The organism is Pseudotenacibaculum haliotis (genome assembly GCF_042684245.1).
Taxonomy (GTDB): Bacteria; Bacteroidota; Bacteroidia; order Flavobacteriales; family Flavobacteriaceae; genus Polaribacter; species Polaribacter haliotis_A.
Window position 1 is genome coordinate 390,492 of the sequence record NZ_JBHULH010000003.1, and the last position, 26,828, is coordinate 417,319.

Sequence of the window (26,828 nt, forward strand, 5' to 3'; positions counted from 1 at the left end):
TAACCATTAAAAACAAAAGCTATGATACCACACAAAAAAAATCCACGAAAACAATTAGAAAAGTATTCTTTGATCTTTATGCAAATATCATTGATATTGGTCTTATTTGTTACACATTTACTCATTGAAAACATCATTGCAGAGAAAGTAACAAAACCACACCCTCCATTGCCCGATGATATCTTTACGATGCATCCAGAGCCTTTCGATTTTGTAAAATACAAAGAACCGCCTAAGAAAGTAGCTCAGGCACCCGTTCACCAGCCAAAACCTCTAGACAAAATAAAAAAGGGAGACCCTCCTAAAAAAGCACTTCCGGTTTTGGAGCCAACGATACAGCCTACTCCGGTAACCGGAAGTTCTAAAAAAGAAGAAAAAAAAGCTGTAAAAGAAGAACCCAAACCAATCAACAAAATCCATAGTTATAAAATGGTTGTGCCTCTGTTTAAAGGATGCAAAGACGTGAGCTTAGAGGAGAACCGTGCCTGTTTTGAGAGAAAGATGAAAAAATTTGTCAATAAAAAATTTGATACAGGTTTAGGAGAAGAGCTAGGATTATTACCGGGGAATTACAAAATCTTTGCCCAATTCATTATTGACGAACAAGGAAATGTTGTTGATATAAAAGTAAGGGCGCCGCATCAAAAACTGCATAAGGAAGTACAAAGAATGGTAGGAAAACTACCACAATTTACACCGGGTAAAGTTGGAGATAAGAATGTTCAAGTACGGTATTTACTTCCCATTAGTTTTAAAGTAGATTAAAAAAGCAGCTTTCGAGCTGCTTTTTTTTATAAGAATATGAGGGAACTCCTAGAAGCAGGTTTCAATAAATGTTGTATTTTCACAGCATAACAAAATAAGTAACGAAAAATTCAGATGAAAGAATACTTTGCGCACGAAACAGCGGTTATTGATGAAGGATGTGAAATAGGAGCGGGAACAAAAATTTGGCATTTTAGTCATGTTATGCCCAATTGTACCATAGGAGAGAAATGCAACATCGGACAAAATGTTGTGATATCTCCAGATGTTGTTTTAGGAAAGAATGTAAAGGTTCAGAACAATGTTTCTATCTATACAGGTGTTGTTTGTGAAGACGATGTTTTCTTAGGACCTTCTATGGTTTTTACCAATGTGATCAATCCTAGAAGTGCTGTAAACAGAAGAGGAGAATACTCGAAAACAGTTGTTAAAAAAGGAGCCAGTATTGGAGCCAACGCTACAATTGTTTGTGGAAACGACATTGGAGAGTTTGCTTTTATTGGAGCTGGAGCTGTTGTTGTTAAAGAAGTTGCTCCTTATGCGTTGGTTGTAGGAAACCCTTCTAAGCAAATAGGTTGGATTAGTGAATATGGACACCGTTTGAATTTTGACGAAGCAGGTTTTGCTAGCTGTCCGGAAAGCAATGAGAAATACCAACTTGCAAATGGTAACGTTACTAAAATAGATTCGTGAAAATGAGAAAGCTTTTCTTTTTCTTTTTTTTAATTCCATTCATCGGATTTTCTCAAGTAAAGAAATATCCGGTTTTTGATGAATGTAAAGGGGAAACACTAGAGTTGGTCAAGGATTGTTTCTTTAAAATGACCAAAGAAACATTTTATAATAAATTTCAGGAGCCTCCCATTATTCAAAATGAAAGCTTCAAAGGAATAATTAATGCCACCTTTATTGTAACCAACACAGGAGAGTTTAAACTCATCTATGTGAATTCTCCTTATAAAGAACTCAAAGAAGAAGTAGATAGAGTTTTTAAATCCTTTCCGCGTATTCAACCGGCACAGTACAACAATCATAATATAGAAATGCAGTTTGTCTTCCCGTTGGTTTTTCCATTAGAAGACGATCCGGAACCTGTGATCATTGATAGCTATGAACCTCAAAAAGAAGATTTGAATGAAGTCGTAAAAAAGCAATCATTCAAAGATGTTGAATTCCCGATTCATACTAGCCAATTGAATATTCCTTTTACGCATCAGCGTTATGTAGACTATGAATATGCAATGCACAAAAAAGGAAAGCATACAGCATCAAAACCGTATTTGTTCAATGATGTGAATCAATTGATCAATCTAGATTCAACCAAAACTCAATTTCTAAAACCTGAAGTACAAACATGGGTTGGTAGAAAACTGTGGAACGAACACTTATTATCGGTACAAGAAGAAGATTATTGGTTTACCATGGATTTCTTGTTGGACCTTCAATTTGGAAAAGACGACTCTGATGTTTCATTTACCTACAACAATTCAAGAATCTTACGAGTAAACGGAGGTTTTGGAAAGAATTTTTCGTTTTCGGCAACCATATATGAAAGTCAAGCCAGATTTGCAGACTATATCAATCAATATATCGAAAACCCTTCATTGAATTTCAGGCCAGCTTTTTCTGAAGGACTTGTTCCTGGAAGAGGAAAAGCAAAACGATTTAAAGAAGATGCATTTGACTATCCGGTAGCAGAAGGATATTTGTCTTATACACCCAATAAGTTTTTACAATTTCAGTTTGGACATGGAAAGAACTTTATCGGGGATGGATATCGATCGTTCTTTTTATCAGACGTATCGTCACCTTCCTTGTATTTGAAAGGAAAAGTAAACTTTTGGAAGTTTGAGTACACCAACCTTTGGATTTGGGGGAGAGACCTAAGATTTCCTGCGGTAGTTGATAATGAGCATGCCCGAAAATATATTGCACTGCATTATTTGAGTATCAATATTACAGAACGATTCAACTTAGGACTGTTTGAGGCAGCTATTTCTACAGGAGAAAACGGAATGGATGCTGCTTTTTTCAACCCATTGATTTTTTACCGTTCTGTTGAGTTCAACAGAGGAGAAGATTCTGGAAACGCCATGGTAGGATTGTCGGCACGATACAAAGCTTCTGATCAAATATCACTCTATTCACAATTGGTAATTGATGAATTCTCAGTAGGGAATTTAACCAATTTAGGAGATTGGAGAAATAAGTTTGCTTTGCAATTAGGAGCCAAATACTTTGATGCTTTTGAAGTAGAAGATCTATTCTTACAAGGAGAATTCAACTATGCAAGACCTTACACCTTTGCGCATAGAAACGCAACCTTGAACTATGGAAATTACAACCAGCCATTAGGGCATTTATGGGGTGCTAATTTTTGGGAACTTGTAGGAATTGCCAGATACAAAAAAGACCGTTGGAGCGGAAGCGCTAAGTTGGTGATTGGTAAGAAAGGATTTGATTTTGCTGATGAAGCTGTAAGTTACGGAGGTAATATTTTTCAGTCTTATGACATCAGACTTGGCGACACAGGAAACTCATTAGCTCAAGGAAATTCGGCTACTGTCTTTAATTTAGACTTACAAGGAAACTATTTGTTGAATCCATCTAACAACTTAAGCTTATTTGCTGGGTTTAGTTATAGAAACTTATCTATTGATACCAATACCAATGGTTTTTCTAACGGAAGCAATATTTGGTTTAGAGCCGGAATACGAGCAGACTTGTTCAATTGGTATTTTGATTTTTAAAAAGGAACCCCCAATACTTTTCGTATTGAGAGTTGCCTAACTAAATTGCTTCACCCCTTCTAGAAGCAATAGAGCCTTTTATGAGTTGTTGTAAAACTATCTTAATTAACCCGGGGGATAAAAGGCTTTAAAATTTCTTGATGCAATGTTATAGCCAATGAGTTTTTTCTCCAAAAAACATGGGGTTACAAAAGAGGTTACATAAGGGTTTGTGTTTGTTTGTGAGTGAGTTATAAAGAGTTTAGATAGTTGTTAAGTGTAATAGAAGAATCTATTCCTATCTTTTTACGAATTCTATTCCTCATTGTTTTTACAGCGAAGTCTGATGTACCTCGAACTTCTGCAATCTCTTTTCTGGATAATCCCATTTTGATAAAGGAGCATACTTCGATTTCTGTTTTTGTTAGATTAGGGTGTTTGGCCTTTAAGGATTTTAAAAACTCAAAGTTTATTTTTTCAATATTCTCTTTTATTAATAATAATTTAGTGTCATCAGCTTTCGATGCTTTTAAATCAGCAATAACACTCTGTAGATTTCCGCCTTCTTCTCTTGATATTTTTTGAAGATTCGAAGCAATCTTTTCTTTTGATCTGATGTGTTTCATAGTCTCATTCAAGAGCTCCTGAATTTCTTCTGTTTTAGTGGCGACTTTTTTATTGAGTAGGATATTTTGATAAGCCTGTTCTCTTATACGTTGCCTGTTAACCCAATAAGCAATACCAATAAGAAGAACAATGAAAGATAATGAGGCAACTACCCACCAAAACCTGCTATTGGCTTTTTGCTTGATCTTTTGCTCATCAAGAGTTTTTTGTTGTGCGAAATGAATACTGTCGAGTGCCTTTTGATTTTTGTAAGCCATTCTGGTTTCTATTTCTACCAACTTTCTATAGTGTTTTTTATTATCAATTTTCTTTTGAAGTCCTTTGTAATTCAAATAGTTGTAATAAGCATTTTTATAATCTTTCAATTGTACGTAGGCATTACTGATACCTAAATAACGGTACATCAAACGAGAGCTATCCTTTAATTTTAAGTTATAGTCTATGGCCTGTTTGAAATAAGGAATGGCTTTTTGGGGTTTGCCGCTTTTTCGATAATAGCTTCCGTAGGCAGCTGTGATTTTTTCTAAAGAGGAAATGTTTTGTGTTTTTTTAAAACCTTCTTCCGCTTTTTTTAAATAAGGAAGTCCGTTTTTGTAGTCTTTTTTTAAAGAATAGATTCGGTAAATACTCCAGCTCGAATTTGCAATTCCTCCTGTATAGTTGATCTTCTTAGAAAGTTGCAAAGCTTGAAGAAAATAATCTTTGGCTTTATCATATTCTCCTAAAACATGATAGTATATGCCATAAGAAGCCAATGTTCTCACTAGAGACTTTTCGTCTTTACACTCTTTTGCTATTTTATAAGATTCATCAATAAACTCCAGCGACTTTTTGTAGTTTTTTTGAATACGCCAAAAAACACCCAAATCCCTATAGGACTTTGATAACTCACAAGAATCTTTTAGTTCTTTACGCTCTTGAATATTTTCTAAAAGGATCTTTAAACCTTCTTCGAAATTGAGTTCCTGTCTCTTAAATGTGAAGTAGAGATCTGAAATATGTGTACGTTTTCTCTTTAACTCAATATTTTCAGGATGCTTTTGAAGCATTTTGTTGACAAGCTGGTAAGCTTTAGGAATTGTATTTCGGTAGTGAAAAGGATCTTTGTAAAAAGTGTCCATTCCATCAATAAGCGATTCGAGCTTTAAACTATCTTTTGCAAAGGAGCTCGTTTGCCCATTTACTGTAAAAGCAAAAAAAAGAAAGAAAATACATATCGTTTTTGGGGCATTTGTAAACATACTGATACAGTTTTGTATTAATTACACTAGTACGATATGAATGTCATTGAAGGTGGTAAAACTCTCTTTATGTTTAAGAGAATTTAATGCATCATATCTGCGCAAGGTACAAGAAAAAATATGGACGAAGAAATACAAACTGAAGTCAATCAATATTTGAATGGTTTTGCTGTCTATAGTGTTGATAATCCATATTTTAAGTCAAATCCCCCCTGTTTTAGGGATAAAATTTCACTAAAAACGGGTATTGTCTGTATAACATTTCTTTTGTTTCTTGTAATGACTTCGAAGTAACAATTTATTAAACCACTAAGAGATACCCCCTCATTTTGGTCTGGGACATTATAACTAAAATCTAAAGGTTTTGTGTATGTCTTGTATACTGCTATTCTCTTGATTTCAAGAAGTTAATTTTTGTAGCCGTTAATTAGAACTCAATGGGTTGGGACACCATGGTAATCACTGTATTGGTGGTATGATAACAACTATTCAAATAATTAACTAAATACAATTAAAAATGAAAAAAGTAATAAAATTTGCTGTTTTTACAATTTTAATGATGGTTTTTGTGTTCACTTCGTGTGAGTCGAATGAAGAAGTAAATCTTGAAAACCCTTCTGCAGAGAACATCATTAATATGAATAATTTAGGTAACAGGACATTAGTTACAGACCAAGATTTGTTGAACTCACTAAGAACATTAGATATTGATGTAGGAATCGTTTCAAAAGGTGATTTCCATTTGCCGGATGGAACTGTAGAGGAGAGAATCTATATAGGTAGTGATATTACATTTACACAAGAAGAACTGAATCTACTAATTGATTCTGCTTCAGGTCGCCAATACAGAACTTTCAACCTAGTTACCGGAAGTAACCAAAACATAGATATTTTAGGTTATACCGGAGGTAGTCAGGCTTTGTCATCTAAAGCACAAACTGCGTTGCAATGGGCAGTAGATAATTATAACAACTTAAATACGTCTTTACAGTTCAACCTTACTTTTGGTACAAACTACCAAGCTGCAGACATGGTTGTATATGACAATACTGTGAATAACCCTAACGGAACAGGTGGAGTTGCTGGATTCCCAACATCAGCAGGGGCGCCTCATAAATTCATTCAGATTTATGGAATTGAGCAATTCACAACCAATGTAAATGAGCATGTGATCACGCATGAGATTGGACACGCTGTAGGTTTCCGTCATTCAGATTGGTTCGACCGTTTAAGTTGTCCACCACAAGCACAAGGAAATGAAGGAACAGGTTCTGATGGAGCTGTACATATTCCGGGAACCCCAACAGGAAGAGATGTAACATCAGTAATGCAAGCATGTTTCTCAACAAGTGAAGATGGTGAGTTCAATGCAAATGACATCACTGCTTTAGAGTTTATGTATGGAACTACAACTTCCGGACCTTGTGATGGAGTGTCTGAATGGCAAAGTGGAGTAAGCTACAGCATTGGAGATCGCGTTACCTATTTTGGAAACTTATATGAGCGTGTTTCTGGAGGCTGGACCTTAATCGGACCTTGTAACTAAGGAATACTCATTATTACAATACTAGTGGAAGGAATTCATTTTCCCTTCTGCTGTAACAGGGAAATCAACCCAAAAAAGAGTTAAACATTCGTTTAACTCTTTTGCTTTTCAAGGTTATTGAATTTTGTGCGTTTGAAATTAATATGTTATAGATTATAACAATAAGAATATAAAAACAAAAAAAGCTACACAATTGTGTAGCTTTTTTAACTTTTGCTCCCCCTCTTATGCCACTATCGAACCTTTTTGATTTGATAATTAGATAGTTAAATGTTTTTAAATTCCTTCTTAAATATCGAACTAAAGTGTTTTCTCCTTCATCTCAAGTTATACTTGGGAAAGGGAGCCGAGCCCTCTTGAGTTTCGTGAGATTTAAAAAAGTTTCCTAAAGATAGGAAGGTGGTTTTTTGTGACTTTTTTTTTATAAAAAAAACAATCGTTTTTTTAGAATTTAAAAATAACTTAACTTAGCTATGTTCATGAAAATTAAATATGAAAAGCGGAAACTGAAAAGCTAATAGAGTAGGTAATTTATGAATTTATAAAATTATGAAAAAATTGTTTTTAGACTCTTTCAAAGAAAGAACAGAATCTATTATTTCTCGGAAATTGTTAAACTTAACTATTGGTGGAGCTATGAATGGCACCTGTTTGAATGGCACAAAAGGTTGTGTTGTAGACCATAACTACGTACCAGTACTACCCCCCGGACAAGAACAAGAGGATGAGGATTGTATTGTATAAGAATTCCTAGGTAATGTCCTAAACCACTTCTTTTAGATAACGTTTAAAACAATTTGCTTTTCAAGGTTATTGAATTTTGTGCGTTTGAAATTAATATGTTATAGATTATAACAATAAGAATATAAAAACAAAAAAAGCTACACAATTGTGTAGCTTTTTTAACTTTTGCTCCCCCTCTTGGGCTCGAACCAATCCCGATAATTATCGGGACTCTGATTAACAGTTATATTTTACTTTTAATTTATCTATGATTTCAGGATATTTTATAAGGTTCTTTATGTAAGTGCTACTTTTCATTTTTTTGATATGTGTTTCAATAGCCAAAGCTTGTTTTTTAGACTGACAATTAATCTTTAGGAATAATTGCCAATCATCAGCTTTTCCTGTAAATTTTGTGTTTTCTGCAGATTTGTGAAACTCCATTCTTTGTTCAAAGTTGGATGTTTGACCTGTGTAGAATCGATTTAGTTTCTTAGAGAATAGAATGTAGACGCAATCTTTCATAACAAAAAAAGCCATCAAAAATGATGGCTTTGTCTTTTTTTGCTCCCCCTCTTGGGCTCGAACCAAGGACCCTCTGATTAACAGTCAGATGCTCTAACCAACTGAGCTAAGGAGGAATTTGCAGTACCTTTTTGGTTTTGCGTGTGCAAATATATGCCTTTTCGAAAAATCACAAAAACTTTTTTTAAAAAAACATAAAAAATTTCATGTCGTTTAATTCTATAAAATCAATTCCTAATTATTGTAAATAATTGTACTTTTGTACGATTAAATAGCTTAGATACAAAGCAAAGGAATTTTATGGACAAGTTTTCGTTCTTAAACGCGGCACATACTGGCTTCATTGCCGATTTATACGACCAATATTTACAGAACCCTGATGCAGTTGAACCCAGTTGGAGAAGCTTTTTTCAAGGGTACGACCTAGCTAATGAAAATTACTCGTTAACAGACGAAGAGATATCTGCTCAAATCCCTGAAGAGGTAAGAAAAGAGTTTTTAGTAGTCGATTTGATCAACGGTTACAGAACCAGAGGTCATTTGTTTACAAGGACAAATCCGGTTAGAGAGCGAAGAAAATATGCTCCAACTCTAGAAATAGAAAACTTTGGATTATCACAAGATGATTTAGATACAACTTTCAATGCTGGAGAGATTTTAGGAATTGGACCCAAATCTCTTCGTGAGATCATTTCTCACCTAGAAAGAATCTATTGCGATTCTATTGGAGTTGAGTATATGTATCTAAGAAACCCTGAAGAGTTAAAGTGGTGGCAAGATCGATTGAACAAAAATGACAATCACCCTAACTATTCGTTAGATTCTAAGAAATACATCCTATCCAAGTTAAATCAAGCAGTTACGTTTGAGAGCTTTTTGCAAACAAAATACGTAGGGCAAAAACGTTTCTCATTAGAAGGAGGAGAGGCATTGATTCCTGGAATTAGTGTGGCCTTAAGAGATGCTGCTGAGAAATATGGAGTAAAAGAATGTGTGTTAGGAATGGCTCACCGTGGTCGTTTGAGCACTTTGGTAAACATTTTCAAAAAACCTGTTCGCGATATGTTTAGCGAATTTGAAGGAAAAGATTTTGAAGATGAAAACATAGACGGAGACGTAAAATATCACTTAGGATTAACCTTAAGCAAAACATATAGAGATGGAAATGTGATCAAAATGAATTTGGTTCCTAACCCGTCTCACTTAGAAACAGTTGATGCTGTTGCAGAAGGAATTGCCAGAGCAAAGATTGACAGAAAGTACGATGGAGATAACGGTAAGATCTTACCTATCTTAGTTCATGGAGATGCAGCTATTGCAGGTCAAGGAATTGTGTATGAGGTAACTCAGATGGCACAGTTGAATGGATACAAAACAGGAGGAACTATTCATGTAGTGGTAAACAATCAAGTTGGATTTACTACTAACTACTTAGATGCTAGATCATCTACCTACTGTACAGATGTAGCTAAAGTTACACTATCTCCGGTATTACACGTAAATGCCGATGATGCAGAAGCTGTTTGCCATGCAATGGAAATGGCTGTAGAATTTAGAACAAAATTCAAGCGAGATGTATTTATAGATCTGCTAGGATATAGAAAGTATGGACATAATGAAGGTGACGAACCTCGTTTCACACAGCCTAAATTATACAAAGCAATTGCTAAGCATAAGAATCCAAAAGATATTTATGCTGCAAAACTAATTGAAGAAGGAAGCATTGACGAAGCATATGTGAAATCGATTACTGATGATTTCAAACAAATGCTGAACGAAGAGTTTGAAAAAGCAAAGAACGATAGTACTTCTAAAGTACGTGAGTTTATGGAATCTACTTGGAGCGGATTTATCCGTCAACAACTAGAAGCCATGCTATTGCCTGTAGATACGAAATACCCTGTACAAAACTTACAAGATATTGCCAAAGTAGTTTCAACAGTTCCTGAAGGAGTTAAGTTTGTAAGAAAAGCAGAAAGAATTTTACAAGGACGTTCTAAAATGGTCTTTGAAACCAACGAATTGGATTGGGGAATGGCAGAGACTCTTGCCTATGGATCTTTAATGGAAGAAGGATATGACGTTCGTATTTCCGGGCAAGATGTAGAAAGAGGAACATTCTCTCACCGTCATGCGATTTTAAGAGATGAGATTTCGGAAGAAAGAATCAATTTGTTAAATACAAATCCAAAGAATAAAGGACAAATGAGAATTTACAACTCTTTATTGTCTGAATACGGAGTTCTTGGATTTGATTATGGATATGCAATGGCTTTCCCAAATTGTTTGACTATTTGGGAAGCGCAATTTGGAGATTTCTCTAACGGAGCACAGATCATGTTCGATCAGTACATTTCTGCTGCCGAAGATAAATGGAAGATCCAAAACGGAATCGTTGTTCTATTACCTCATGGTTATGAAGGGCAAGGATCAGAGCACTCTTCTGCAAGAATAGAGCGTTATCTTCAGTTATGTGCAGAAGATAATATGACCGTAGCAAACTGTACCACTCCGGCAAGCTTCTATCACTTGTTACGTCGCCAGATGAAACGAAACTTTAGAAAACCATTAATCGTTTTCACTCCAAAGAGTTTGTTACGTCATCCTAAGGCAATAAGTACAATTGAAGAATTAGCTGAAGGAGGTTTCCAAGAAGTAATTGATGATACAATTGCACCTAAGAATGTGAAGAAAGTAGTATTCTGTATGGGTAAATTTTACTACGATCTATTGGCAGAGAGAGAAAAATTAGAAAGAGATGATGTTGCTTTGGTTAGAGTAGAGCAATTATTCCCTTTACATGAAGAACAGTTACAGAAGGTAATTGATCGTTATCCAAATGCAGAAAGATATGTTTGGGCACAAGAAGAGCCTAGAAATATGGGGGCATGGAGTTTTATGTTACAAAGATTTGACAAAATCAAATTAGAAGTAGCATCTCGAAAATACCATGCGGTGCCTGCTGCCGGATCCAAAGCAAGATTTGAAAAACGCCATCAGGAAGTAATTGATCAGGTGTTCCAAAAATAAAAAAGATAAAATTCAAAATATAAAACGATAAACTCATGGTTTTAGAAATGAAAGTTCCTTCACCGGGGGAATCTATAACAGAAGTAGAAATCGCAACATGGTTGGTAGAAGACGGAGACTACGTTGAAAAAGATCAACCAATTGCAGAAGTAGATTCTGACAAGGCTACCTTAGAACTTCCTGCAGAAGAAAGTGGAGTTATTACTTTAAAAGCAGAAGAAGGAGATGCGGTAGCAGTTGGTGCTGTTGTATGTTTAATTGACATGGATGCAGCAAAGCCAGAAGGAACATCTACTCCTGCTAAAGAAGAAGCAAAAGAAGCTCCAAAAGCAGAGGCTCCTAAGGCAGAAGCAAAAAAGGAAACCTATGCTACAGGAACTGCTTCACCGGCAGCTAAAAAGATCTTAGCAGAAAAAGGAATGGATGCCTCTTCTGTTAAAGGAACCGGAAAAGATGGAAGAATCACTAAAGAAGATGCAGTAAAAGCTGTGCCAAGTATGGGAACTCCAACAACAGGGGGAAGCAGAGGTTCTGAAAGAAAGAAGCTTTCTATGTTGAGAAGAAAAGTAGCACAACGTTTGGTTTCTGTAAAGAACGAGACAGCTATGCTTACTACTTTCAATGAAGTAAACATGCAACCTATCTTTGACCTAAGAGCTCAATATAAAGAAGAGTTCAAAGCGAAACATGGAGTTGGTTTAGGGTTTATGAGTTTCTTTACCAAAGCTTGTGTAAGAGCATTGCAAATGTATCCGGATGTAAACTCTATGATTGATGGAGACTTCAAAGTGAGTCATGACTTCCAAGATATCTCAATCGCTGTTTCAGGACCAAAAGGATTGATGGTTCCTGTAATCAGAAATGCTGAAAACCTAGGTTTTAGAGGAGTAGAAAGCGAAGTAAAGCGCTTAGCCTTAAGAGCTAGAGATGGTCAAATTACAGTAGATGAGATGACTGGAGGAACATTTACGATCACCAACGGTGGAGTATTTGGTTCTATGTTGTCTACACCAATTATTAACCCTCCTCAGAGTGCTATTTTAGGAATGCACAACATTGTTGAAAGACCAATGGCTGAGAATGGAGAAGTAGTAATTAGACCTATCATGTATGTTGCTTTATCATACGATCACAGAATTATTGATGGTCGTGAATCTGTTGGATTCTTAGTAGCAGTGAAAGAAGCTTTAGAAAATCCTGTAGAGTTATTAATGGACAATAATGTACACAAAGCTTTAGAACTTTAATTCTTTAGCTTAAACGATAAAAAAAGCCTCGGATTTCCGAGGCTTTTTTTATTATTTATCTCCTAATTCTTCTCTGATATCTTTTGTTGTTAGATGAAACTCTTGGTAGAGTTGTAACAAGCTCATTAATGCAGAGATCAAATCTTGTGTCTCTAGCAAAATACTAAAGTATAAGGTAGTGTTCTTAGGGCTAGATTCTTCAGCTCTAATTCTAGCTACTTGTTTTTCTATAGAATCAGCAACATAATTCAAGAGTTTTTTCTTTTCAATTAAGATCACCTCTAATTCATCAAAAGAACGCTTTTCAAAAGAAACTCCAATATCTTTCAGTAACTCGTTTAACTGAGCATTAATGGTAAGAAGATCTTTTAATTGACCTTTCTTTAAGTTCTTGTGATTGTTGTTTACGTGTTTGTAGCTGGCTCTGGCAATAAATCCAATAGCTTGAGCAACATCTTGTAAATGACCTAAAGTAAGAATGTAGAATTTACTTGCTTCTACAGAATCTTCTTCCAGAGATTTGATAAAGTAGTAAACACCATCTTTAAGTTCGTCAATTTCATTATTAAGCTTCCCAACATTTTTGTCGGTCTTTCTCAACTTGTTCAAGTCATGCTTAGAAAGATCAGAAACAACACTATTGTATAGCTTTCCAACGCGTAATACCACATTAGAGATATGATCTGAACTTTCTTCAATCACTCCATTAATGCTAATCAATTCAGCTCTCTCTACATATTGTTGCTTCTTTTCTTCTTTTGCTTTTTTAGAATGCTGTATGGTAGTTCTAGTTACCATAAAGGCAACAACAACCAAGAAGAAAATAATGAAGTATAAACTAAAATGAATCAATGAAGCCACAATAGCAGCAGCAATAAAAGCAATAATAGCAGTTAAGAACCATCCTAAGATTACATTAATTACCCCGGCAACTCTATAAACAGCACTTTCTCTTCCCCAAGCTCTATCAGCTAAAGAAGCCCCCATCGCAACCATAAAGGTTACATAGGTTGTAGATAGAGGAAGTTTCATGGAGGTTGCTATAGAGATCAATACACTAGCTGTGATCAAGTTTACAGAAGCTCTTACCAAATCAAAAGCAGGAGCTTGATCTTGTTGACCTCTAGGAATAGCAAGGCTAGGTTTCTCAAACTTTGAGTTTAAGTAATTTTGAGCCTTTTCCGGAAGGATAAAGTTAAACCCGGCATTTGTAAACATAGCCATTCTTACCACAACTCTAGAAAGATTGTTAGGCTTGAATTTTTCATGACCTTCACCTTGACGTGATAAGTTGATCCCTGTTTCAATTACACTCTTTGCTTTTTTAGAAGTCCATAAGGTTACAACCATAATTGCACCCGCAAGCAACAAAAGCCAAACGTTTGAGGGTACTTTCTTAGCTAAGATTCCCATAGAGAAATTAATAGCTTCCTGACCAGATTCGCTCCAAATCTCATACGAGTTCAAGGCGGCAATTGGTACACCAATAAAGTTTACCAAATCGTTTCCGGCAAAAGCCATAGCTAATGAAAACGTTCCTACCCCAATAATGAGTTTCAGAACATTTACTTTAAGAACTGTAATTAAGATAAATGAAATCAATGTCCATATCACAAAATTGGCGCTGATTAAAATGAAGATGTTATAGTCTAAAATATATTGAATATCGGCATAAAAAGGAGTTCCTTTCAGTCCTTTAATAATGATAAAATAGATAATAGATGTTAATGCAAAGCCTCCAAAAAGAGCATTTACATGAGTTGGTCTTTGATTAAAGTTGAAAGAATAGATAAGCCTAGAAAAATACTGAACTATGGCTCCGACTGTAAATGCGACGACGACCGAGAGTAATATTCCCAAGATAATCTTTGTAGCAGTACTGTAGTTGATATAGTTCCACAACTCAGATAAAGCTTCACCTTTCCCATTAATCTTAATAAGAGCAATAATCACTGCAGAACCCAATAATTCGAATACAATAGAAACTGTTGTAGAAGTTGGCATTCCAAGTGAGTTAAAGAGATCTAAGAGAAGAATATCTGTAATCATCACGGCCATAAAAATGATCATGATGTCCTGAAAGACAAACATATCAGGATTAAAGATTCCTTTTCTGGCAACTTCCATCATACCACTGGATGAGACGGCTCCGAAGAACACACCAACACTGGCAATGATCATAATACTTTTAATAGGAATAGCTTTAGAACCTATCGCAGAATTCAAGAAGTTAACAGCATCATTACTAACTCCCACTACTAAATCTAGCACGGCAAGAACAGCCAATGCGATCAGCATTAAAACATATGGATCACCCATCGTAAATTTTTTACAAACTTAGCAAAGTTACTCAGACCAATAACACTCAATGTTATGTAAATGTTATGAAATTTTAGGGAAAATGCGGAGTTTCCTGTTATTATACTAACTTTAGGCATGTAAATTAGAAAGTTATGGAATACATTACATTAGTTTTAATTGCTTTTGTTGCCTTTGAGCACTTTTATTTTTTGATTTTAGAGATGTTCCTATGGACAAAACCGAAAACGATCAAAATTTTTGGTATTAGAGACCAGCAATTGGCTGAAGACACTAAGGTCTTGGCAGCCAATCAAGGTTTGTACAATGGTTTTTTATCTGCAGGATTAGTTGCCTCTCTAATTTTAGAAGACGAAAGAATGAGTATTCTTTTTTTAACGTTTGTTATTATCGCCGGAATTTATGGAGCATATTCCACAAAAAAGATTCGTTTGTTTTTTGTACAGGGAATCCCGGCAATTATAGCACTTTTACTAGTATTATTTTAAACAAAAAAAGAAGTTTCGTTAACTTTTTCTTATAAAAAAGTTAAACTTTTTTGTATTCTAGAACTTCCAGTTATATTTGCCTTCATTTTAAATAATTTACACCAAAAATTGTTCTTAGTTTAAAATTCCCTAAAGTAGTTTTATGTTAAGTGCGATTTTAAGAACAAACTTTTAAAAACTTAATTAAATCATGAAATTTTTATTATCCCTAGCCGCTTTTTTTGTGATGACTTCAGCTGTGTTTGCACAGAACAACAGAATAAGTCAATACAGTATCGATTTTTCGAGATCAGCAGACAACTCGTTAAACTCAGTTGCAGGTAAGTTGTATATCGACGAAGCTTTTTCTCAAGCGAAAATTAGCAACTATGACAATTCAACTCTTTTAAGATACAACCCTTATAGAGATGAGATGGAGTTTATGAAGCAAGATCAAATCTTTTATCTTGACAAACACGAAGGAATTAAAATCAAATTTGTTAGAGCTAACAAGAACTATGTAATCAAGAACGTAAATGGAGAGTTAAAATACTTTGTTGAAGTACAAAAAGGTGATAAAGTATCTTTTCTTGTAAAAGAAAGAGTAAAGTATTCACCAGCAGCCCCAGCTGTAGATAGTTATAGCTCTTCTAAGCCAGCAAGATTTACAAGAAGTACAGATGCTTTTTATGTAGAATTTGCTGATGGTACTGTAGAAGAAATGCCAAAAAAGAAAAAGCAGGCTATTAAGTTCTTTAAAAAGAAGAATATAGACTTAAAGAGCTACTTAAAAAAGAACAAGATCAATTTCAAGAAGGAAAAAGATGTGAAGAAATTGGTTCAAGACTTGAACAAGTTATAGAAATAAAACGTATATAGTTTAAAGGGCAACACTAATGTGTTGCCTTTTTTTATATATCTAAAATATTAACATATGTAAATGGGTAATTTTTAGTAACTTGGCGAAACAATAAAAAAACTTACTTATGAAAACTCAAAAATTGTTACTATCCCTGCTCGTTATCTTATTACCTTTTTATGTAAATGCACAAGAAACAAACTTAAGTAGAGCAGGAACAACGGGTATTGGTATTGACCTTTCTAGTTGGGAGGGAATGACGTTTAGAAACAGCTTAACGACTTCAAATTCCAGAGTCGGAAATAAATCATTAGAAACTTTTTACGAAAGTGTTACAGGTGTATCTCCATACATTAATGATACATTTATGCCGGCAAAAGTTAACAACTTCAAACAAATCGCTACAGCAAGATATGATGCTTACAAAGATTTATTTGTAGTTAAGATCAATGAATCTAAAAGTCTTTATTTAGAAAAAAGACTTGGAAACAGGGTAACCTTTATTGCAACTAAAGAGATGTATCAGGTCTTTTATGATGAAGAAGAAAAAGCAAGATTCTTTAAGATCGAAAAAATGACTCCTCATTTCTCTTTATTAATAAAGCAAGAGATTGTACTTAGAGGAGGAGAAAAGCCAAGAAGCAGTTACGATAAGTATGTAGCTCCTTTCTTTAAAAGAACAAAAGACAAACTATATCTTAGTTTAGATAATAGACTTGCAGTGAAAGCACCTACCAGTAAAAAGAAATTCTTCAAGTTATTTAAAGATGAAGCAGGGGCGATTAAAAGCTTTGTGAAAAAGAACAAGTTGAATATCAAGGAAAAATCAGATATTCTTAGAATCTTAAACTACTATGCTACTCTATAAGCAGTAAGCAAAAGATAATACAAAGGAAAGCGGCATTTATTTGCCGCTTTTTTATTTTATAACTCAGATGATATCATGAGTCTTTTCTGAGTTGTTATTTTTAGTAAATTGGTGTACAACAAAAAACCTTACTTATGAAAGCTCAAAAATTGTTACCATCCCTACTTGTTATTATACTACCCTTTTACCTAACAGCACAAGAATTCTATCAAGGAGAAGCTATAGGAAGTAATAACTTACGAGCTCTAAGCAGCTTTAATCAAATAACTATTAGAAATAGCGCTTTGTTTGAGAATGTGAGAGATGGGCAAAATTCGGTTAATGGAAAGTTTTATGAAAGTATAACAGGAGACTCACCCTATATTAATAATGCTTTTTTTCCTGCGAAGGTTAATAATTACAAAGAATTTACTACAGCAAGATATGATGCATTTAAAGACTTGATAGTTGTTAAGATCAATGATTCAAAAGGCCTTTATTTAGAAAAGAGATTAGGAAATAAAGTAAGATTTATGACGACTAATGAGGTATACCAAGTGTTTTATGATGAAGAAGAGAAAGCAGGTTTTTTTAAAGTACTAGAAACAACTTCTAAGTATGCAATGCTTATAAAGCAGCAAGTTCAATTAAAAGGAGGAGAAAAGCCTAGAAATAGTTACGATAAGTATGTAGACCCTTTTTTTAAGAGAGTAAAAGACAAATTATACATTAGCCTAGATAATAAAAATGCAGTGAAAGCGCCTACAAGTAAAAAGAAGTTCTTCAAGCTTTTTACAGATGATGCGAACGCAATCAGGAGTTTTGTAAACAAGAATAAACTGAATATCAAAAGCCAGAAAGATATCTTGAAAATATTGAATTACTACGCAACTCTATAGAAGTTGTAAAAAAGATAAAACTGTAAGCGACACCTTTTTAGGTGTCGTTTTTTTTGTTAAAAGTGATTATTCAACGCAACCTTTTGCGCAATTCATCTACTATAAGGTAGAGACAATTGTTTATGAATTATTAAAACTAGCTATTTATGAGAACACAAAAATTACTGATCTTGCTTTTGGGGTTGTTTGTAATGAACAACAGTTTTGCACAAACATTACCTCCTGTAGAAAGCGTTGGAATAGGTGGGTTTAAAAAAGGAGCGGGTCATTTAGGTCTTACCTCTTTTAACCCTATTACCTATAGAAATGTACTTTTATTTGTGAACAGAGATCATAAGAATGAGATCAATGATAAGTTTTATGAGAGTGTTTCAGGCTCACCTTATATAAGCGATAACTTTTTACCGGCCAAGGTAAATGATTTCAAAGAAGTAATTTCAGCTCGTTACAATGCATACAAAGATTTGATTACCATAAAAATTGGAGATTCAAGAGCATTCTTCCTTCAGAAAAAAGCAGGAAACAAGTTGACTTTCGCAAATAATAGAGGGACTTATCAAGTGTTTTATGATCAAGGTGAAGAGGTAAAGTTTTTTAAAGTACTAAAATCAACTAAATTCTATTCTTTATTGATAAAACAAGAAGTTCAGTTGGTAGGAGGAGAAAAACCAAAAAATGACTACGATAAGTACATCGCTCCATATTTTAGGAGGAATAAAGATAAGTTGTACCTCAGTTTAGATAATGTAAGGGCTGTAAAGATTCCAAGCAATAAGAAGAAGTTCTTTAAGCTATTTGAAGATGAAGAAGAAAAGATTAAAGCGTATGTGAAAAAGCATAGATTAAGCGTGAAAAAAGAAGAAGATCTTATAAAAATATTAATGTATTACGAGTCTTTGTAATTTAATTCTACTACCGAGATTTTATAAAAGGCAGCATCTATTTAGATGCTGCCTTTTTTGTTTGACATACAAAATGGCATTCTTTTTGAGATATTGAAAACATAACTAGCTGATAAGCAGTTTATTATTTTTTGTAAATTTATCATGCTATGAGAAAGAAAAGGATAAAAACTAAAACTTTTCACGTATGAAAACATATAAAATCATTCTTGCACTAGTCATTTGTTCATTGATGACAATAGGTGCATTTTCTCAAATCTCACAGAACAACAGAATAAGTCAATACAGTATCGATTTTTCTAAATCTGATGCCAATAACCTAGGAAAAGTATCAGGAAAACAATACATCAATGAGTCTTTTGCTAGTGCAAAAATTAGTAATTACGATAGCTCCACTCTTTTAAGGTACAACCCTTACAAAGACGAAATGGAGTTCATGAGAGGTGAAGAGATCTTCTATCTTAATAAACATGAAGGGATCAAGATCAAATTCGTCAATGAAAACAAAACCTATATCATAAAAAGTGTAGGAGGAAAACTCATGTACTTTGTAGAGGTTTTCAAAGGAGAGAAAGTTTCTTTTCTAATCAAAGAAAAAGTAAAGTATACTCCGGAAACACCGGCAGCTAACAGCTATAGTTCTGCTAAGCCTGCAACATTCAGTAGAAGCCCGGATGTTTTTTATGTAGCATTTGGAGATGGTCCTTTAGTAGAGTTTCCCAGAAAAAAGAAACAAGTGATTAAACTTTTTCAATCGAATAGCATCGAGTTAAAGGGATACTTAAAGAAAAACAAAATCAGTTTTAAGAAAGAGAAAGATGTCTTAAAAATGGTAAAAGACGCGAATAAAATGTAGTCTTCAGATTATTTTTTCTTTTCTTTAGTCACCACAAAATCTTTCAGATAAAAAGGTTCAAAATAAGCGACGTTTTCAACGTCGTTTTTTTTGTATTTGGCATAAGTTAGCTGTATCATATCTTTTGCAGAAGGGAAGTGATCGTCTATAAAAGATGCATTCTTATGTTGGAGAATAGTTTTACATTTTTCTGCTCCATCACCCAAGAAAGTTACAGTACCTTGCTCTAAATAAGACTGAAATGACGTTTCATCAATGATCTTAGCTTCGGTTTCGCTCACTAGTTCTTTATCAGCATTAAATACACTACAATATACTTCCATGCGTCTTGCATCGATCATAGGAATAATATAACCGCTAGAAGCTTCACAGGAGTGAGCTAAAACTTCAAGAGAATTGATTGAAATTAGTGGAAGATCGTTTGAAAAACAAAGTCCTTTTGCAGCAGATACACCTATTCGTAGTCCGGTATAAGAACCAGGTCCTTTTCCAACAGCAATTGCATCTAGTTGATCAAAAGTAAGGTTACTTTCTTTCATGCAATCTGCAATGAAAGGATGTAGCATTTCGGCATGTGAATAGTTTCCGGTATTTAATTCCTTGAATGCAATAATCTCACCGTCCTTAGCAATACTAACGGAACAGTTTTTTGTAGAAGTCTCTATATTTAAAATGTAGGCCATAAATCGGAGGCAAAGATACAGCATAAAAAAAGACCTTGAAAGATTCAAGGCCTTTTGTAATATATGGTCGTTTGATTAATCTAAATTCAATTCTCCGTAGTAGAACTGAAGTACTTTTGTTTTGAATACAAAATCATATTTGTTTCTGATTAATGTAGATTCTGCACTCACTAATCTGTTTCTTACTAGATCGAAATCAAAAAGAGTCATCGCTCCTAAATTATATCTTTCCTGAGCATTTTTAAACGCTTCTTGTTGTGACTCTAAAGATATTTTAGCAGCATCAAAAGCTTTAGCAGCAGCCTTGGCATCAACAAATGCTTGCTCAATAGTTTGCTGTAATTGAAGTTTCTCATTGTCTAATGCAACCTTGCTGATCTCTTTATTTACGAACTGACGATCTACATTGATTCTCGTTTGGTTTCTGTTGAAAATAGGAATGCTTACATTAAACCCTACTCCGTAACCTAAGTTGTTATCTAACTGAGTTAAAAGTTTTGTATTTCTAAAACCAGCAGGAAGATCTAAATCAAAACCGTAGTTTGTGCTAATACTTAAAGAAGCAGAAACAGATGGTAAAAATCTACCTTTGGCAATAGCAATATTATAATCAGCGTCTTTAATTCCTAATTCAGCATTCTGAATCTGCGGCTGATTGGTCAATGCTTTTTCATATACAACATTAGCACTGTCATATAAAAGAACTCCAGGCGCACCTACATCAACATTAGCAATATCAAATCCTTCAGAAGGAATTTGAAGCAATTGAGCTAAGTTTAACAATGCGATCGTTAACGTATTCTCACGAGTTACTAAGTTTTGTTGATCTGCAGCAGCAGTTGACTCGGTATTTAACAAATCTCCTCTTGGAATTGTTCCGGCGTCAAACCTTTCTTTTGCAGCTTCCACTTGTTTTTTACTGATTTGAGCTTGAACTCTGGCTACATTTAAGTTCTCTTTAGCAAACAAAACGTTCAAATATCCATTCACAACAAATAATGAGATGTCGTTTTGGATTTTTGACAATGTAAGTTTACTTCTTTCAACTCCTAATTGTGCTTGTTTATAGCTGTTAAGGTTTTGGTACCCGTTAAAAATGGTAACTCCGGAGCTTACTCCAATAGACCCTCCAAATAAAGTATTGGAAACCCTGTTTTGAGATACCGGGTCAAAACTGGAACCAAATGATAAATTACCACCGGTAGAACCATTTAAATTTGGTAAAAAGTTCCCTTTATTTGATTTTACATTCAGTTCTGCAAGCTCAACATTCAATGTATTTTGTTGAATGGTGATATTATTTTTCAATGCATGATCTACACATTCTTTTAAAGTCCATTGTTTTTGAGAATAGCCTAAAGAGACAAAGAAGAGAGATACAAGTAGTAAAAACTTTGTTTTCATGTTGGTTAGATTCTTGTCGTATTTTTAATATTTAAAGGTTAAAATAGTTTTTAACACCTTACATAAGACGACCAAAATTAGAATATGTTACAGTATCGGGCTCTTATTGAAATGTTAATTTTTAGGAGCCTTTTTATATCGGTAAATAAAGTAGAACAAAACAGCTATTAGAATGTAGGGAAAAACCATCAAATATGTGATTCCCGAGTTAACTCCTTCTGCCATGGTAGTATCACCATTTTCTACAACTGCCTTACACATAGCACACTGTGCTTCTGCTATTAATGGCAAGAAAAAAAGAAATGCGAATGTTTTGAATTTTCTAAGCATAATAAGGAGAGATCATTAAATAGACAATTACACCACTTACAGCAACATATAGCCATAAAGGAAATGTGATCTTAGCAATTTTTTTGTGCTCAACAAATTTTTCAAGCTTTGCTCTCATAAGTGTAATCAAAACAAAAGGGATTACAACAATAGAAAGTAAGATATGCGTAATAAGGATGAAATAATACACATATTTTATGGCTCCTTCTCCTCCAAAAACAGTAGAATCAGAAGTCATATGATAGGCTACATACATTACCAAAAATAAAACAGAACAAACTATAGCCATTATATTCAAGCGTTCGTGCAAGTTTCTGTTGCCTTTTTTAATGGCAATTACAGAAAGAATTAATAACACCGCTGTTATTCCATTAATGGTAGCGTAGATTGGCGGTAAGAAGCTCAATGGCTCAACATCTAATTTAATTCCAAACAAAGCTGCAACAGCAACAGGAATAACAATAGATAGAATTGTTATGATCTTCTTATACCTTTTTTCTTGAGCTTCTTTATTCATTTAAAAGTAATTTAATGTCTTCTTTTAATTCTTGAATCTGATCAGGGAAATCATTCTCTTCCAAAGCTCTGTAATACTTAATTGGGTTTCCAAATTCATCTTTTCTAGACCTGATATACCCATCTTTATCTATTAAGGCAAATAATCCTGAGTGTTCAAAACCACCGTGCCCTTTGTGTTCATCTTTGCCTGCGTATAATTGGAAACCTGTATTAGATAAAGCATATACTACATCATCAGATTTTCCTGTAAGCAAGTGCCAGTTTTTATGATTGATACCATAAGAGTTTGCATATTCCTTTAAGACTTTTGGAGTATCTATATCCGGAGTGATGGAAATAGAAGCAATACCAAAATCAGGATTTCCGAAAAACTCATTCTGAATGGTTAACATCTTTTGATTCATAATAGGGCATATGGTAGGGCAGGTTGTAAAAAAGAACTCTACAACATATACCTTTCCTTTATATGTATCGTTGTTGATGGTTTCTCCGTTTTGATTAACAAACTCAAAAGCCGGAACTTTTTCAAAACGATAAAGGTCTGCTTTTTGAAAACGATCAACGATTTTAGGAATAGCGTAGATTCCAAAGATCAAGATTACAAATGCTACACCTACGTATGAATATTTTTTTTTCATAACTCAACCTTTTTTCTGTCTGCTTTCTTTTTGTTTTTAAAAGCAGCTCGGTATTCATATAAAAGAACTTTAATATCGTCTTCCATTTTGTTATTTAACTCACCAACGGAGTTAAAGTTGTATCCAAATAAAAGACCGTCTACAGAATCTTTATCATCATTTCTACCTCTTAAACTTGAGTTCTTGTCTACAATATATGCTTTGTTGGTATAGAACTGATTTAAGTTATCGTTAGTTCTTAAACTTTGAAAAAGAGAGGAGATAGATTCTTCAGATAAACCGATGAAATGCCATTTAGACATATCGGTAAATTTTTCAATACTGGATCTTAATTTCTGTATTTGATCTTCTGATCCTTTTGGGTACACAGCAATGATTTGAAAAGGAAGATAACCGTAGAATTCCTTATAAATCTTTTGATTTAAGTTGAAAAGCCCTCCTTTTTTAGTGTCGATATCCTTTCCTAAGAAGCAAAGTACAGAAACATGATCAGAAAAGGTAACAGTTTGCACGCTATCTACTTCATTCAAATCTTTTACTTTTTGAGTAAGAACCGGAAGTTTTTTGAAATTATTAATACCGGTAGATAGAACTAAAAAGAAGATTAAAGGAAATATGAAGAGTGCAATAAGCACAAATCGCTTCTTTGTTATTTTCATGATATAAGATAAAAAAAGGTGGTTAAAACCACCTTATAAAATTTTTATTACCAACGCACTAAGGGCGATAAAGTATCGTATAAATACCCACCTTCTATAATTAATAAGGTGACTAAGTAGATAATTAAGAAAACAGCTGTCCAAACAACAGAACGTCTAAACCAAGTTTTCTCACCTTCCATGTGCATGAATGTCCATGTGATATAGTAGGCCTTCACTAAGGTTAAAATGATAAAGATCCAATTTAACCAGCTAGTTCCTAATCCGTTTAGGTGTAAAGAGTCAGGCTTTACAATACCTAATCCAACTTCAACAATTGTAACTATAGATAGCAATCCAAATACTATCCATATTCTTTTTACATTTGAGTTATCGTGTGCGTGTGCCATGTGATTTCTTTCTTTATGTTATTATACTAAGTAGAAGAAGGTAAATACGAATACCCAAACTAAATCTACAAAGTGCCAATACAATCCAACTTTTTCAACCATCTCATAATGTCCTCTTCTTTCGTAAGTACCTAAGATTACATTAAAGAAAATGATGATGTTAATAACGATTCCTGAGAATACGTGGAATCCGTGAAAACCTGTGATAAAGAAGAAGAAGTCTGCAAAGATGGTATTTCCATACTCATTTACTTCTAAGTTTGCTCCTTCAACTACCAATTTCCCTTTTGCTAATTCTTGAGCTCCTTTATCTCTTGAAAGAACGATCTTCTTTTTGGTAGATAGATCAATCTTTTCACTTCTAATTTGAATGTTTGGATTGGCTTCGTAAGAAGCGATGATTTGAGGAATCGAATATTGAGAAACAGATTCTCCAGATTCGAACCATAAACCATTCTTTCTAGAGTGCTCTACTGTATGATCACCTCTGTCTCCTACTACGAAGTCGGCTAAAGCTATTTGCTTATAGATAGGCTTTCCATCGTCATCAACGCCTGTTTGTTGAGCAAATTGAAGAATCTTACCGTCTGTAGTTTTTACAGCTCCGTACGATCCTTTGATAAATGTTTTCCACTCCCATGCTTGTGATCCAACGAAGATCAAACCACCAATGATTGTAGCAAACAAATACCAAGTAACTTTCTTTTTATTCATCTTATGACCTGCATCTACAGCTAATACCATAGTTACAGAAGAGAAGATCAGAATAAATGTCATGAAAGCAACATAGTACATTGGGAATTCACCGTGAATAAAAGGAATGTGTGTAAACACCTCATCGGCGATTGGCCATGAATCAATAAACTTAAAACGAGTTAATCCATAAGCTGCTAGAAAACCTGAGAAAGTTAATGCATCCGATACGATAAAAAACCACATCATCATTTTTCCATAACTTGCTCCAAATGGTTTTACTCCACCACCTCCCCAAGTTGGTTTTTTTTCTGAAGGTACAGCAATGTTTGCTTCCATAAAATCTATGTTAAAAATTCTTTAAATAGTTGGCCAAAATTAATCAATTTTCATCATCTAATAAAATAGAAAAAGAAAAATAAATAAATCCATAAAACATCCACGAAATGCCAGAAGATTGAACCTAGTTCAAACCCCAGTAAATCATTTGGTTTGTACTTGTTTTTAAAATGATTATAAATAACAACAAGTAGTACAATAACCCCAGCAATTAGGTGTAAAACGTGCATTAAAGTAATACCAATTAAGAAGGAAGTAGATACTGTACTTTGATCTCCGGTAAAATATAAACCGGCCGCTCTTAACTCATTGAAACCAATGTATTGGTACCAAATAAATGCAATTCCTAAGGCTAAAGTGATTAATAATAGTCCTATAGATAGAGGCCTGTTGCCTTTTTTTAATAAACGTTGCGAAAAGAAAATAGTAAAACTACTGGCTACAATTAAGGCAGTACTTATATAAAAAGCGTTAGGTAAATCAAAACTAACCCAATCGTCTCTTTTCATACTAATTACATAAGCACTGGTAAGTCCAGCAAAAAACATGACCATACTGATCATTGAAATCCAAAGCATAGGCTTTGCCGATTTCTTTCTAGCAACTTTCAGTTCTTGTTGTAACGCTTCTTTTTCCATTAGTGTAAAAATTTATCAACTACATATACGATCTGAACTACTGTAATATAGAGTACACTAGCCAGCATTAACTTTCTTGCCTCTACATTTGTTTGTTTTCTGTGTAAAACAATTCCGTAGTACAACATAATGCCTCCTAGGATTGCTACCAAAACTGCAGTAAAAGGTGTAATGTAGAATTGCCCGGTTACTTTTAATACCGGAGCTATAGATACCAAAATCATTATTGCTGTGTAAAAAATGATCTGCTTAGTTGCTCCTTGATCTTTTTGATTCATAGGTAACATATTAAACCCTGCCTTTTTATATTCATCAAACTGTAACCAGCCAATAGCCCAAAAGTGAGGGAATTGCCAGAAAAATTGAATCATAAACAAGAATCCGGCTTCTACTCCAAACTGACCTGTAGCAGCTACCCAACCTAACATAAATGGGATAGCACCAGGGAAAGCCCCAACAAAAACGGCTAGAGGAGTTACTGATTTCAACGGAGTATAAGCACAAGTGTATAGAAAAATAGAAACTGCTCCAAAAAGAGCACTCTTTGCATTAATACTATATAAAATGGCAATACCCGCTACAGTAAGTACAACGGCAATGGTAAGTGCAAGTGATACCGACATTCTTCCGGTAGGAAGAGGCCTGTTCATGGTTCTTTTCATCAAGGCATCAGTGTCCTTCTCAATTACTTGGTTAAAAGCATTGGAAGCTCCTACCATAAAAAAACCACCAATACTTAATAAGAATAAAGTATTGTAGTTTACAACATCAACTGCCAATAAGTAACCTGCAATGGAAGAAAAAACCACACTCAACGACAATCCAACCTTTGTGAGTTGCTTGAGATCCGAAATCGTGCTTTTAAGAGAAATTTTCTTGTCGATAACTGTTGTTGAGCTCATTAGAATTAAATCGACTGCAAAGATATTCCATAATAATGGAAAAGCCATGAAT

26 protein-coding genes and 1 tRNA gene are annotated in these 26,828 nt (G+C 34.2%); 13 read left to right on the forward strand and 14 right to left on the reverse strand.

Annotated features, from left to right (window positions below):
* Positions 1-21 precede the first annotated feature (21 nt).
* The 3 genes from ACFSRZ_RS07395 to ACFSRZ_RS07405 all read left to right on the forward strand — a co-directional run bounded on the left by ACFSRZ_RS07395 (position 22) and on the right by ACFSRZ_RS07405 (position 3,515).
* A complete protein-coding gene (locus ACFSRZ_RS07395; RefSeq protein ID WP_379665904.1) occupies positions 22-765 on the forward strand; it encodes an energy transducer TonB in 744 nt (247 codons plus the stop codon).
* 114 nt (positions 766-879) lie between these two features.
* On the forward strand, positions 880-1,458 hold the full coding sequence (locus ACFSRZ_RS07400; protein ID WP_379665905.1) for an acyltransferase: 579 nt from the start codon (positions 880-882) through the stop codon (positions 1,456-1,458).
* Positions 1,459-1,460: 2 nt separating this feature from the next.
* Positions 1,461-3,515 carry a gliding motility protein RemB gene (locus ACFSRZ_RS07405; RefSeq protein WP_379665906.1) on the forward strand — a complete coding sequence of 685 codons (2,055 nt, stop codon included), beginning with the start codon at positions 1,461-1,463 and terminating at the stop codon, positions 3,513-3,515.
* A gap of 230 nt (positions 3,516-3,745) precedes the next feature.
* Here ACFSRZ_RS07405 and ACFSRZ_RS07410 read toward each other — a convergent pair whose 3' ends face one another.
* Positions 3,746-5,362 (reverse strand): tetratricopeptide repeat protein, encoded by a 1,617-nt coding sequence (locus tag ACFSRZ_RS07410; RefSeq protein ID WP_379665907.1) that lies wholly within the window; start codon positions 5,360-5,362, stop codon positions 3,746-3,748.
* A gap of 517 nt (positions 5,363-5,879) precedes the next feature.
* Here ACFSRZ_RS07410 and ACFSRZ_RS07415 point away from each other — a divergent pair.
* Both ACFSRZ_RS07415 and ACFSRZ_RS07420 read left to right on the forward strand, forming a co-directional pair.
* Positions 5,880-6,908 carry a M57 family metalloprotease gene (locus tag ACFSRZ_RS07415; RefSeq protein ID WP_379665908.1) on the forward strand — a complete coding sequence of 343 codons (1,029 nt, stop codon included), beginning with the start codon at positions 5,880-5,882 and terminating at the stop codon, positions 6,906-6,908.
* Positions 6,909-7,457: 549 nt separating this feature from the next.
* Positions 7,458-7,652 carry a hypothetical protein gene (locus ACFSRZ_RS07420; RefSeq protein ID WP_379665909.1) on the forward strand — a complete coding sequence of 65 codons (195 nt, stop codon included), beginning with the start codon at positions 7,458-7,460 and terminating at the stop codon, positions 7,650-7,652.
* A 216-nt stretch (positions 7,653-7,868) separates the two neighbouring features.
* Here the strand turns inward: ACFSRZ_RS07420 and ACFSRZ_RS07425 are convergent, their stop codons facing one another.
* Together ACFSRZ_RS07425 and ACFSRZ_RS07430 are read right to left on the reverse strand one after the other, a co-directional pair.
* Complete coding sequence (locus ACFSRZ_RS07425; protein WP_379665910.1) at positions 7,869-8,171, reverse strand: GIY-YIG nuclease family protein; 303 nt, start codon at positions 8,169-8,171, stop codon at positions 7,869-7,871.
* Between the two features lie 27 nt (positions 8,172-8,198).
* A tRNA-Asn gene (locus ACFSRZ_RS07430) sits at positions 8,199-8,272 on the reverse strand.
* A 184-nt stretch (positions 8,273-8,456) separates the two neighbouring features.
* On the opposite strand from ACFSRZ_RS07430, the gene ACFSRZ_RS07435 reads away from it, so the two are divergent.
* Positions 8,457-11,186 (forward strand): 2-oxoglutarate dehydrogenase E1 component, encoded by a 2,730-nt coding sequence (locus ACFSRZ_RS07435; protein WP_379665911.1) that lies wholly within the window; start codon positions 8,457-8,459, stop codon positions 11,184-11,186.
* A gap of 35 nt (positions 11,187-11,221) precedes the next feature.
* Positions 11,222-12,433, forward strand: a complete 1,212-nt coding sequence (gene odhB / locus ACFSRZ_RS07440) for a 2-oxoglutarate dehydrogenase complex dihydrolipoyllysine-residue succinyltransferase (protein ID WP_379665912.1) — start codon at positions 11,222-11,224, stop codon at positions 12,431-12,433.
* Between the two features lie 51 nt (positions 12,434-12,484).
* Here the strand turns inward: odhB and ACFSRZ_RS07445 are convergent, their stop codons facing one another.
* The gene (locus tag ACFSRZ_RS07445; RefSeq protein ID WP_379665913.1) at positions 12,485-14,752 is read right to left on the reverse strand and encodes an inorganic phosphate transporter; all 2,268 of its coding nucleotides are present in this window, start codon (positions 14,750-14,752) and stop codon (positions 12,485-12,487) included.
* A 134-nt stretch (positions 14,753-14,886) separates the two neighbouring features.
* Here ACFSRZ_RS07445 and ACFSRZ_RS07450 point away from each other — a divergent pair, with 134 nt between their 5' ends.
* From ACFSRZ_RS07450 to ACFSRZ_RS07475, 6 genes are all read left to right on the forward strand, one after another.
* Positions 14,887-15,240: a DUF1304 domain-containing protein gene (locus ACFSRZ_RS07450; protein ID WP_379665914.1), complete on the forward strand. Its 354-nt coding sequence runs from the start codon at positions 14,887-14,889 to the stop codon at positions 15,238-15,240.
* Positions 15,241-15,430: 190 nt separating this feature from the next.
* Positions 15,431-16,081 carry a hypothetical protein gene (locus ACFSRZ_RS07455; protein WP_379665915.1) on the forward strand — a complete coding sequence of 217 codons (651 nt, stop codon included), beginning with the start codon at positions 15,431-15,433 and terminating at the stop codon, positions 16,079-16,081.
* A gap of 124 nt (positions 16,082-16,205) precedes the next feature.
* The gene (locus ACFSRZ_RS07460) at positions 16,206-16,946 is read left to right on the forward strand and encodes a hypothetical protein (RefSeq protein WP_379665916.1); all 741 of its coding nucleotides are present in this window, start codon (positions 16,206-16,208) and stop codon (positions 16,944-16,946) included.
* Positions 16,947-17,080: 134 nt separating this feature from the next.
* Positions 17,081-17,824 (forward strand): hypothetical protein, encoded by a 744-nt coding sequence (locus tag ACFSRZ_RS07465; RefSeq protein WP_379665917.1) that lies wholly within the window; start codon positions 17,081-17,083, stop codon positions 17,822-17,824.
* 146 nt (positions 17,825-17,970) lie between these two features.
* The gene (locus ACFSRZ_RS07470; RefSeq protein ID WP_379665918.1) at positions 17,971-18,726 is read left to right on the forward strand and encodes a hypothetical protein; all 756 of its coding nucleotides are present in this window, start codon (positions 17,971-17,973) and stop codon (positions 18,724-18,726) included.
* 187 nt (positions 18,727-18,913) lie between these two features.
* Positions 18,914-19,582 carry a hypothetical protein gene (locus tag ACFSRZ_RS07475; protein WP_379665919.1) on the forward strand — a complete coding sequence of 223 codons (669 nt, stop codon included), beginning with the start codon at positions 18,914-18,916 and terminating at the stop codon, positions 19,580-19,582.
* 8 nt (positions 19,583-19,590) lie between these two features.
* On the opposite strand, the gene tsaB is transcribed toward ACFSRZ_RS07475, so the two are convergent.
* The 10 genes from tsaB to cyoE form a co-directional block, all read right to left on the reverse strand.
* Positions 19,591-20,265 (reverse strand): tRNA (adenosine(37)-N6)-threonylcarbamoyltransferase complex dimerization subunit type 1 TsaB, encoded by a 675-nt coding sequence (gene tsaB / locus ACFSRZ_RS07480; protein ID WP_379665920.1) that lies wholly within the window; start codon positions 20,263-20,265, stop codon positions 19,591-19,593.
* A gap of 75 nt (positions 20,266-20,340) precedes the next feature.
* Positions 20,341-21,669, reverse strand: a complete 1,329-nt coding sequence (locus ACFSRZ_RS07485) for a TolC family protein (RefSeq protein WP_379665921.1) — start codon at positions 21,667-21,669, stop codon at positions 20,341-20,343.
* 114 nt (positions 21,670-21,783) lie between these two features.
* A complete protein-coding gene (locus ACFSRZ_RS07490; RefSeq protein WP_379665922.1) occupies positions 21,784-21,999 on the reverse strand; it encodes a hypothetical protein in 216 nt (71 codons plus the stop codon).
* Positions 21,992-22,516, reverse strand: coding sequence for a DUF420 domain-containing protein (locus ACFSRZ_RS07495; protein ID WP_379665923.1), 525 nt, complete (start codon positions 22,514-22,516; stop codon positions 21,992-21,994). Before ACFSRZ_RS07495 ends, ACFSRZ_RS07490 begins: the two co-directional genes overlap by 8 nt.
* Positions 22,509-23,156 carry an SCO family protein gene (locus ACFSRZ_RS07500; RefSeq protein WP_379665924.1) on the reverse strand — a complete coding sequence of 216 codons (648 nt, stop codon included), beginning with the start codon at positions 23,154-23,156 and terminating at the stop codon, positions 22,509-22,511. The genes ACFSRZ_RS07495 and ACFSRZ_RS07500 overlap by 8 nt, the downstream gene beginning before the upstream one ends.
* The gene (locus ACFSRZ_RS07505) at positions 23,153-23,815 is read right to left on the reverse strand and encodes a hypothetical protein (protein WP_379665925.1); all 663 of its coding nucleotides are present in this window, start codon (positions 23,813-23,815) and stop codon (positions 23,153-23,155) included. The genes ACFSRZ_RS07500 and ACFSRZ_RS07505 overlap by 4 nt, the downstream gene beginning before the upstream one ends.
* Positions 23,816-23,862: 47 nt before the next feature.
* On the reverse strand, positions 23,863-24,204 hold the full coding sequence (locus tag ACFSRZ_RS07510) for a cytochrome C oxidase subunit IV family protein (protein ID WP_379665926.1): 342 nt from the start codon (positions 24,202-24,204) through the stop codon (positions 23,863-23,865).
* A gap of 21 nt (positions 24,205-24,225) precedes the next feature.
* Positions 24,226-25,236, reverse strand: coding sequence for a cytochrome c oxidase subunit 3 (locus ACFSRZ_RS07515; protein WP_379665927.1), 1,011 nt, complete (start codon positions 25,234-25,236; stop codon positions 24,226-24,228).
* A gap of 53 nt (positions 25,237-25,289) precedes the next feature.
* Positions 25,290-25,874 (reverse strand): cytochrome c oxidase subunit 3, encoded by a 585-nt coding sequence (locus tag ACFSRZ_RS07520; protein WP_379665928.1) that lies wholly within the window; start codon positions 25,872-25,874, stop codon positions 25,290-25,292.
* Entirely contained in the window at positions 25,874-26,776 is a 903-nt protein-coding gene (gene cyoE, locus ACFSRZ_RS07525) for a heme o synthase (RefSeq protein WP_379666076.1), read from the reverse strand. The genes ACFSRZ_RS07520 and cyoE overlap by 1 nt, the downstream gene beginning before the upstream one ends.
* Between the last annotated feature and the right edge of the window lie 52 nt (positions 26,777-26,828).

What these genes read in the sequence shown, in the direction of transcription:
- ACFSRZ_RS07445 (WP_379665913.1), bottom strand. Translation starts at nt 14,752, where the DNA reads ATGGGTGATCCATATGTTTTAATGCTGATCGCATTGGCTGTTCTTGCC.
- ACFSRZ_RS07470 (WP_379665918.1), top strand. Translation starts at nt 17,971, where the DNA reads ATGAGAACACAAAAATTACTGATCTTGCTTTTGGGGTTGTTTGTAATG.
- ACFSRZ_RS07435 (WP_379665911.1), top strand. Translation starts at nt 8,457, where the DNA reads ATGGACAAGTTTTCGTTCTTAAACGCGGCACATACTGGCTTCATTGCC.
- ACFSRZ_RS07400 (WP_379665905.1), top strand. Translation starts at nt 880, where the DNA reads ATGAAAGAATACTTTGCGCACGAAACAGCGGTTATTGATGAAGGATGT.
- ACFSRZ_RS07475 (WP_379665919.1), top strand. Translation starts at nt 18,914, where the DNA reads ATGAAAACATATAAAATCATTCTTGCACTAGTCATTTGTTCATTGATG.
- ACFSRZ_RS07410 (WP_379665907.1), bottom strand. Translation starts at nt 5,362, where the DNA reads ATGTTTACAAATGCCCCAAAAACGATATGTATTTTCTTTCTTTTTTTT.
- cyoE (WP_379666076.1), bottom strand. Translation starts at nt 26,776, where the DNA reads ATGAGCTCAACAACAGTTATCGACAAGAAAATTTCTCTTAAAAGCACG.
- ACFSRZ_RS07450 (WP_379665914.1), top strand. Translation starts at nt 14,887, where the DNA reads ATGGAATACATTACATTAGTTTTAATTGCTTTTGTTGCCTTTGAGCAC.
- ACFSRZ_RS07415 (WP_379665908.1), top strand. Translation starts at nt 5,880, where the DNA reads ATGAAAAAAGTAATAAAATTTGCTGTTTTTACAATTTTAATGATGGTT.
- ACFSRZ_RS07455 (WP_379665915.1), top strand. Translation starts at nt 15,431, where the DNA reads ATGAAATTTTTATTATCCCTAGCCGCTTTTTTTGTGATGACTTCAGCT.
- ACFSRZ_RS07460 (WP_379665916.1), top strand. Translation starts at nt 16,206, where the DNA reads ATGAAAACTCAAAAATTGTTACTATCCCTGCTCGTTATCTTATTACCT.
- odhB (WP_379665912.1), top strand. Translation starts at nt 11,222, where the DNA reads ATGGTTTTAGAAATGAAAGTTCCTTCACCGGGGGAATCTATAACAGAA.
- ACFSRZ_RS07510 (WP_379665926.1), bottom strand. Translation starts at nt 24,204, where the DNA reads ATGGCACACGCACACGATAACTCAAATGTAAAAAGAATATGGATAGTA.
- ACFSRZ_RS07490 (WP_379665922.1), bottom strand. Translation starts at nt 21,999, where the DNA reads ATGCTTAGAAAATTCAAAACATTCGCATTTCTTTTTTTCTTGCCATTA.
- ACFSRZ_RS07420 (WP_379665909.1), top strand. Translation starts at nt 7,458, where the DNA reads ATGAAAAAATTGTTTTTAGACTCTTTCAAAGAAAGAACAGAATCTATT.
- ACFSRZ_RS07395 (WP_379665904.1), top strand. Translation starts at nt 22, where the DNA reads ATGATACCACACAAAAAAAATCCACGAAAACAATTAGAAAAGTATTCT.
- ACFSRZ_RS07495 (WP_379665923.1), bottom strand. Translation starts at nt 22,516, where the DNA reads ATGAATAAAGAAGCTCAAGAAAAAAGGTATAAGAAGATCATAACAATT.
- ACFSRZ_RS07515 (WP_379665927.1), bottom strand. Translation starts at nt 25,236, where the DNA reads ATGGAAGCAAACATTGCTGTACCTTCAGAAAAAAAACCAACTTGGGGA.
- ACFSRZ_RS07485 (WP_379665921.1), bottom strand. Translation starts at nt 21,669, where the DNA reads ATGAAAACAAAGTTTTTACTACTTGTATCTCTCTTCTTTGTCTCTTTA.
- ACFSRZ_RS07425 (WP_379665910.1), bottom strand. Translation starts at nt 8,171, where the DNA reads ATGGCTTTTTTTGTTATGAAAGATTGCGTCTACATTCTATTCTCTAAG.
- ACFSRZ_RS07500 (WP_379665924.1), bottom strand. Translation starts at nt 23,156, where the DNA reads ATGAAAAAAAAATATTCATACGTAGGTGTAGCATTTGTAATCTTGATC.
- tsaB (WP_379665920.1), bottom strand. Translation starts at nt 20,265, where the DNA reads ATGGCCTACATTTTAAATATAGAGACTTCTACAAAAAACTGTTCCGTT.
- ACFSRZ_RS07505 (WP_379665925.1), bottom strand. Translation starts at nt 23,815, where the DNA reads ATGAAAATAACAAAGAAGCGATTTGTGCTTATTGCACTCTTCATATTT.
- ACFSRZ_RS07465 (WP_379665917.1), top strand. Translation starts at nt 17,081, where the DNA reads ATGAAAGCTCAAAAATTGTTACCATCCCTACTTGTTATTATACTACCC.
- ACFSRZ_RS07520 (WP_379665928.1), bottom strand. Translation starts at nt 25,874, where the DNA reads ATGGAAAAAGAAGCGTTACAACAAGAACTGAAAGTTGCTAGAAAGAAA.
- ACFSRZ_RS07405 (WP_379665906.1), top strand. Translation starts at nt 1,461, where the DNA reads ATGAGAAAGCTTTTCTTTTTCTTTTTTTTAATTCCATTCATCGGATTT.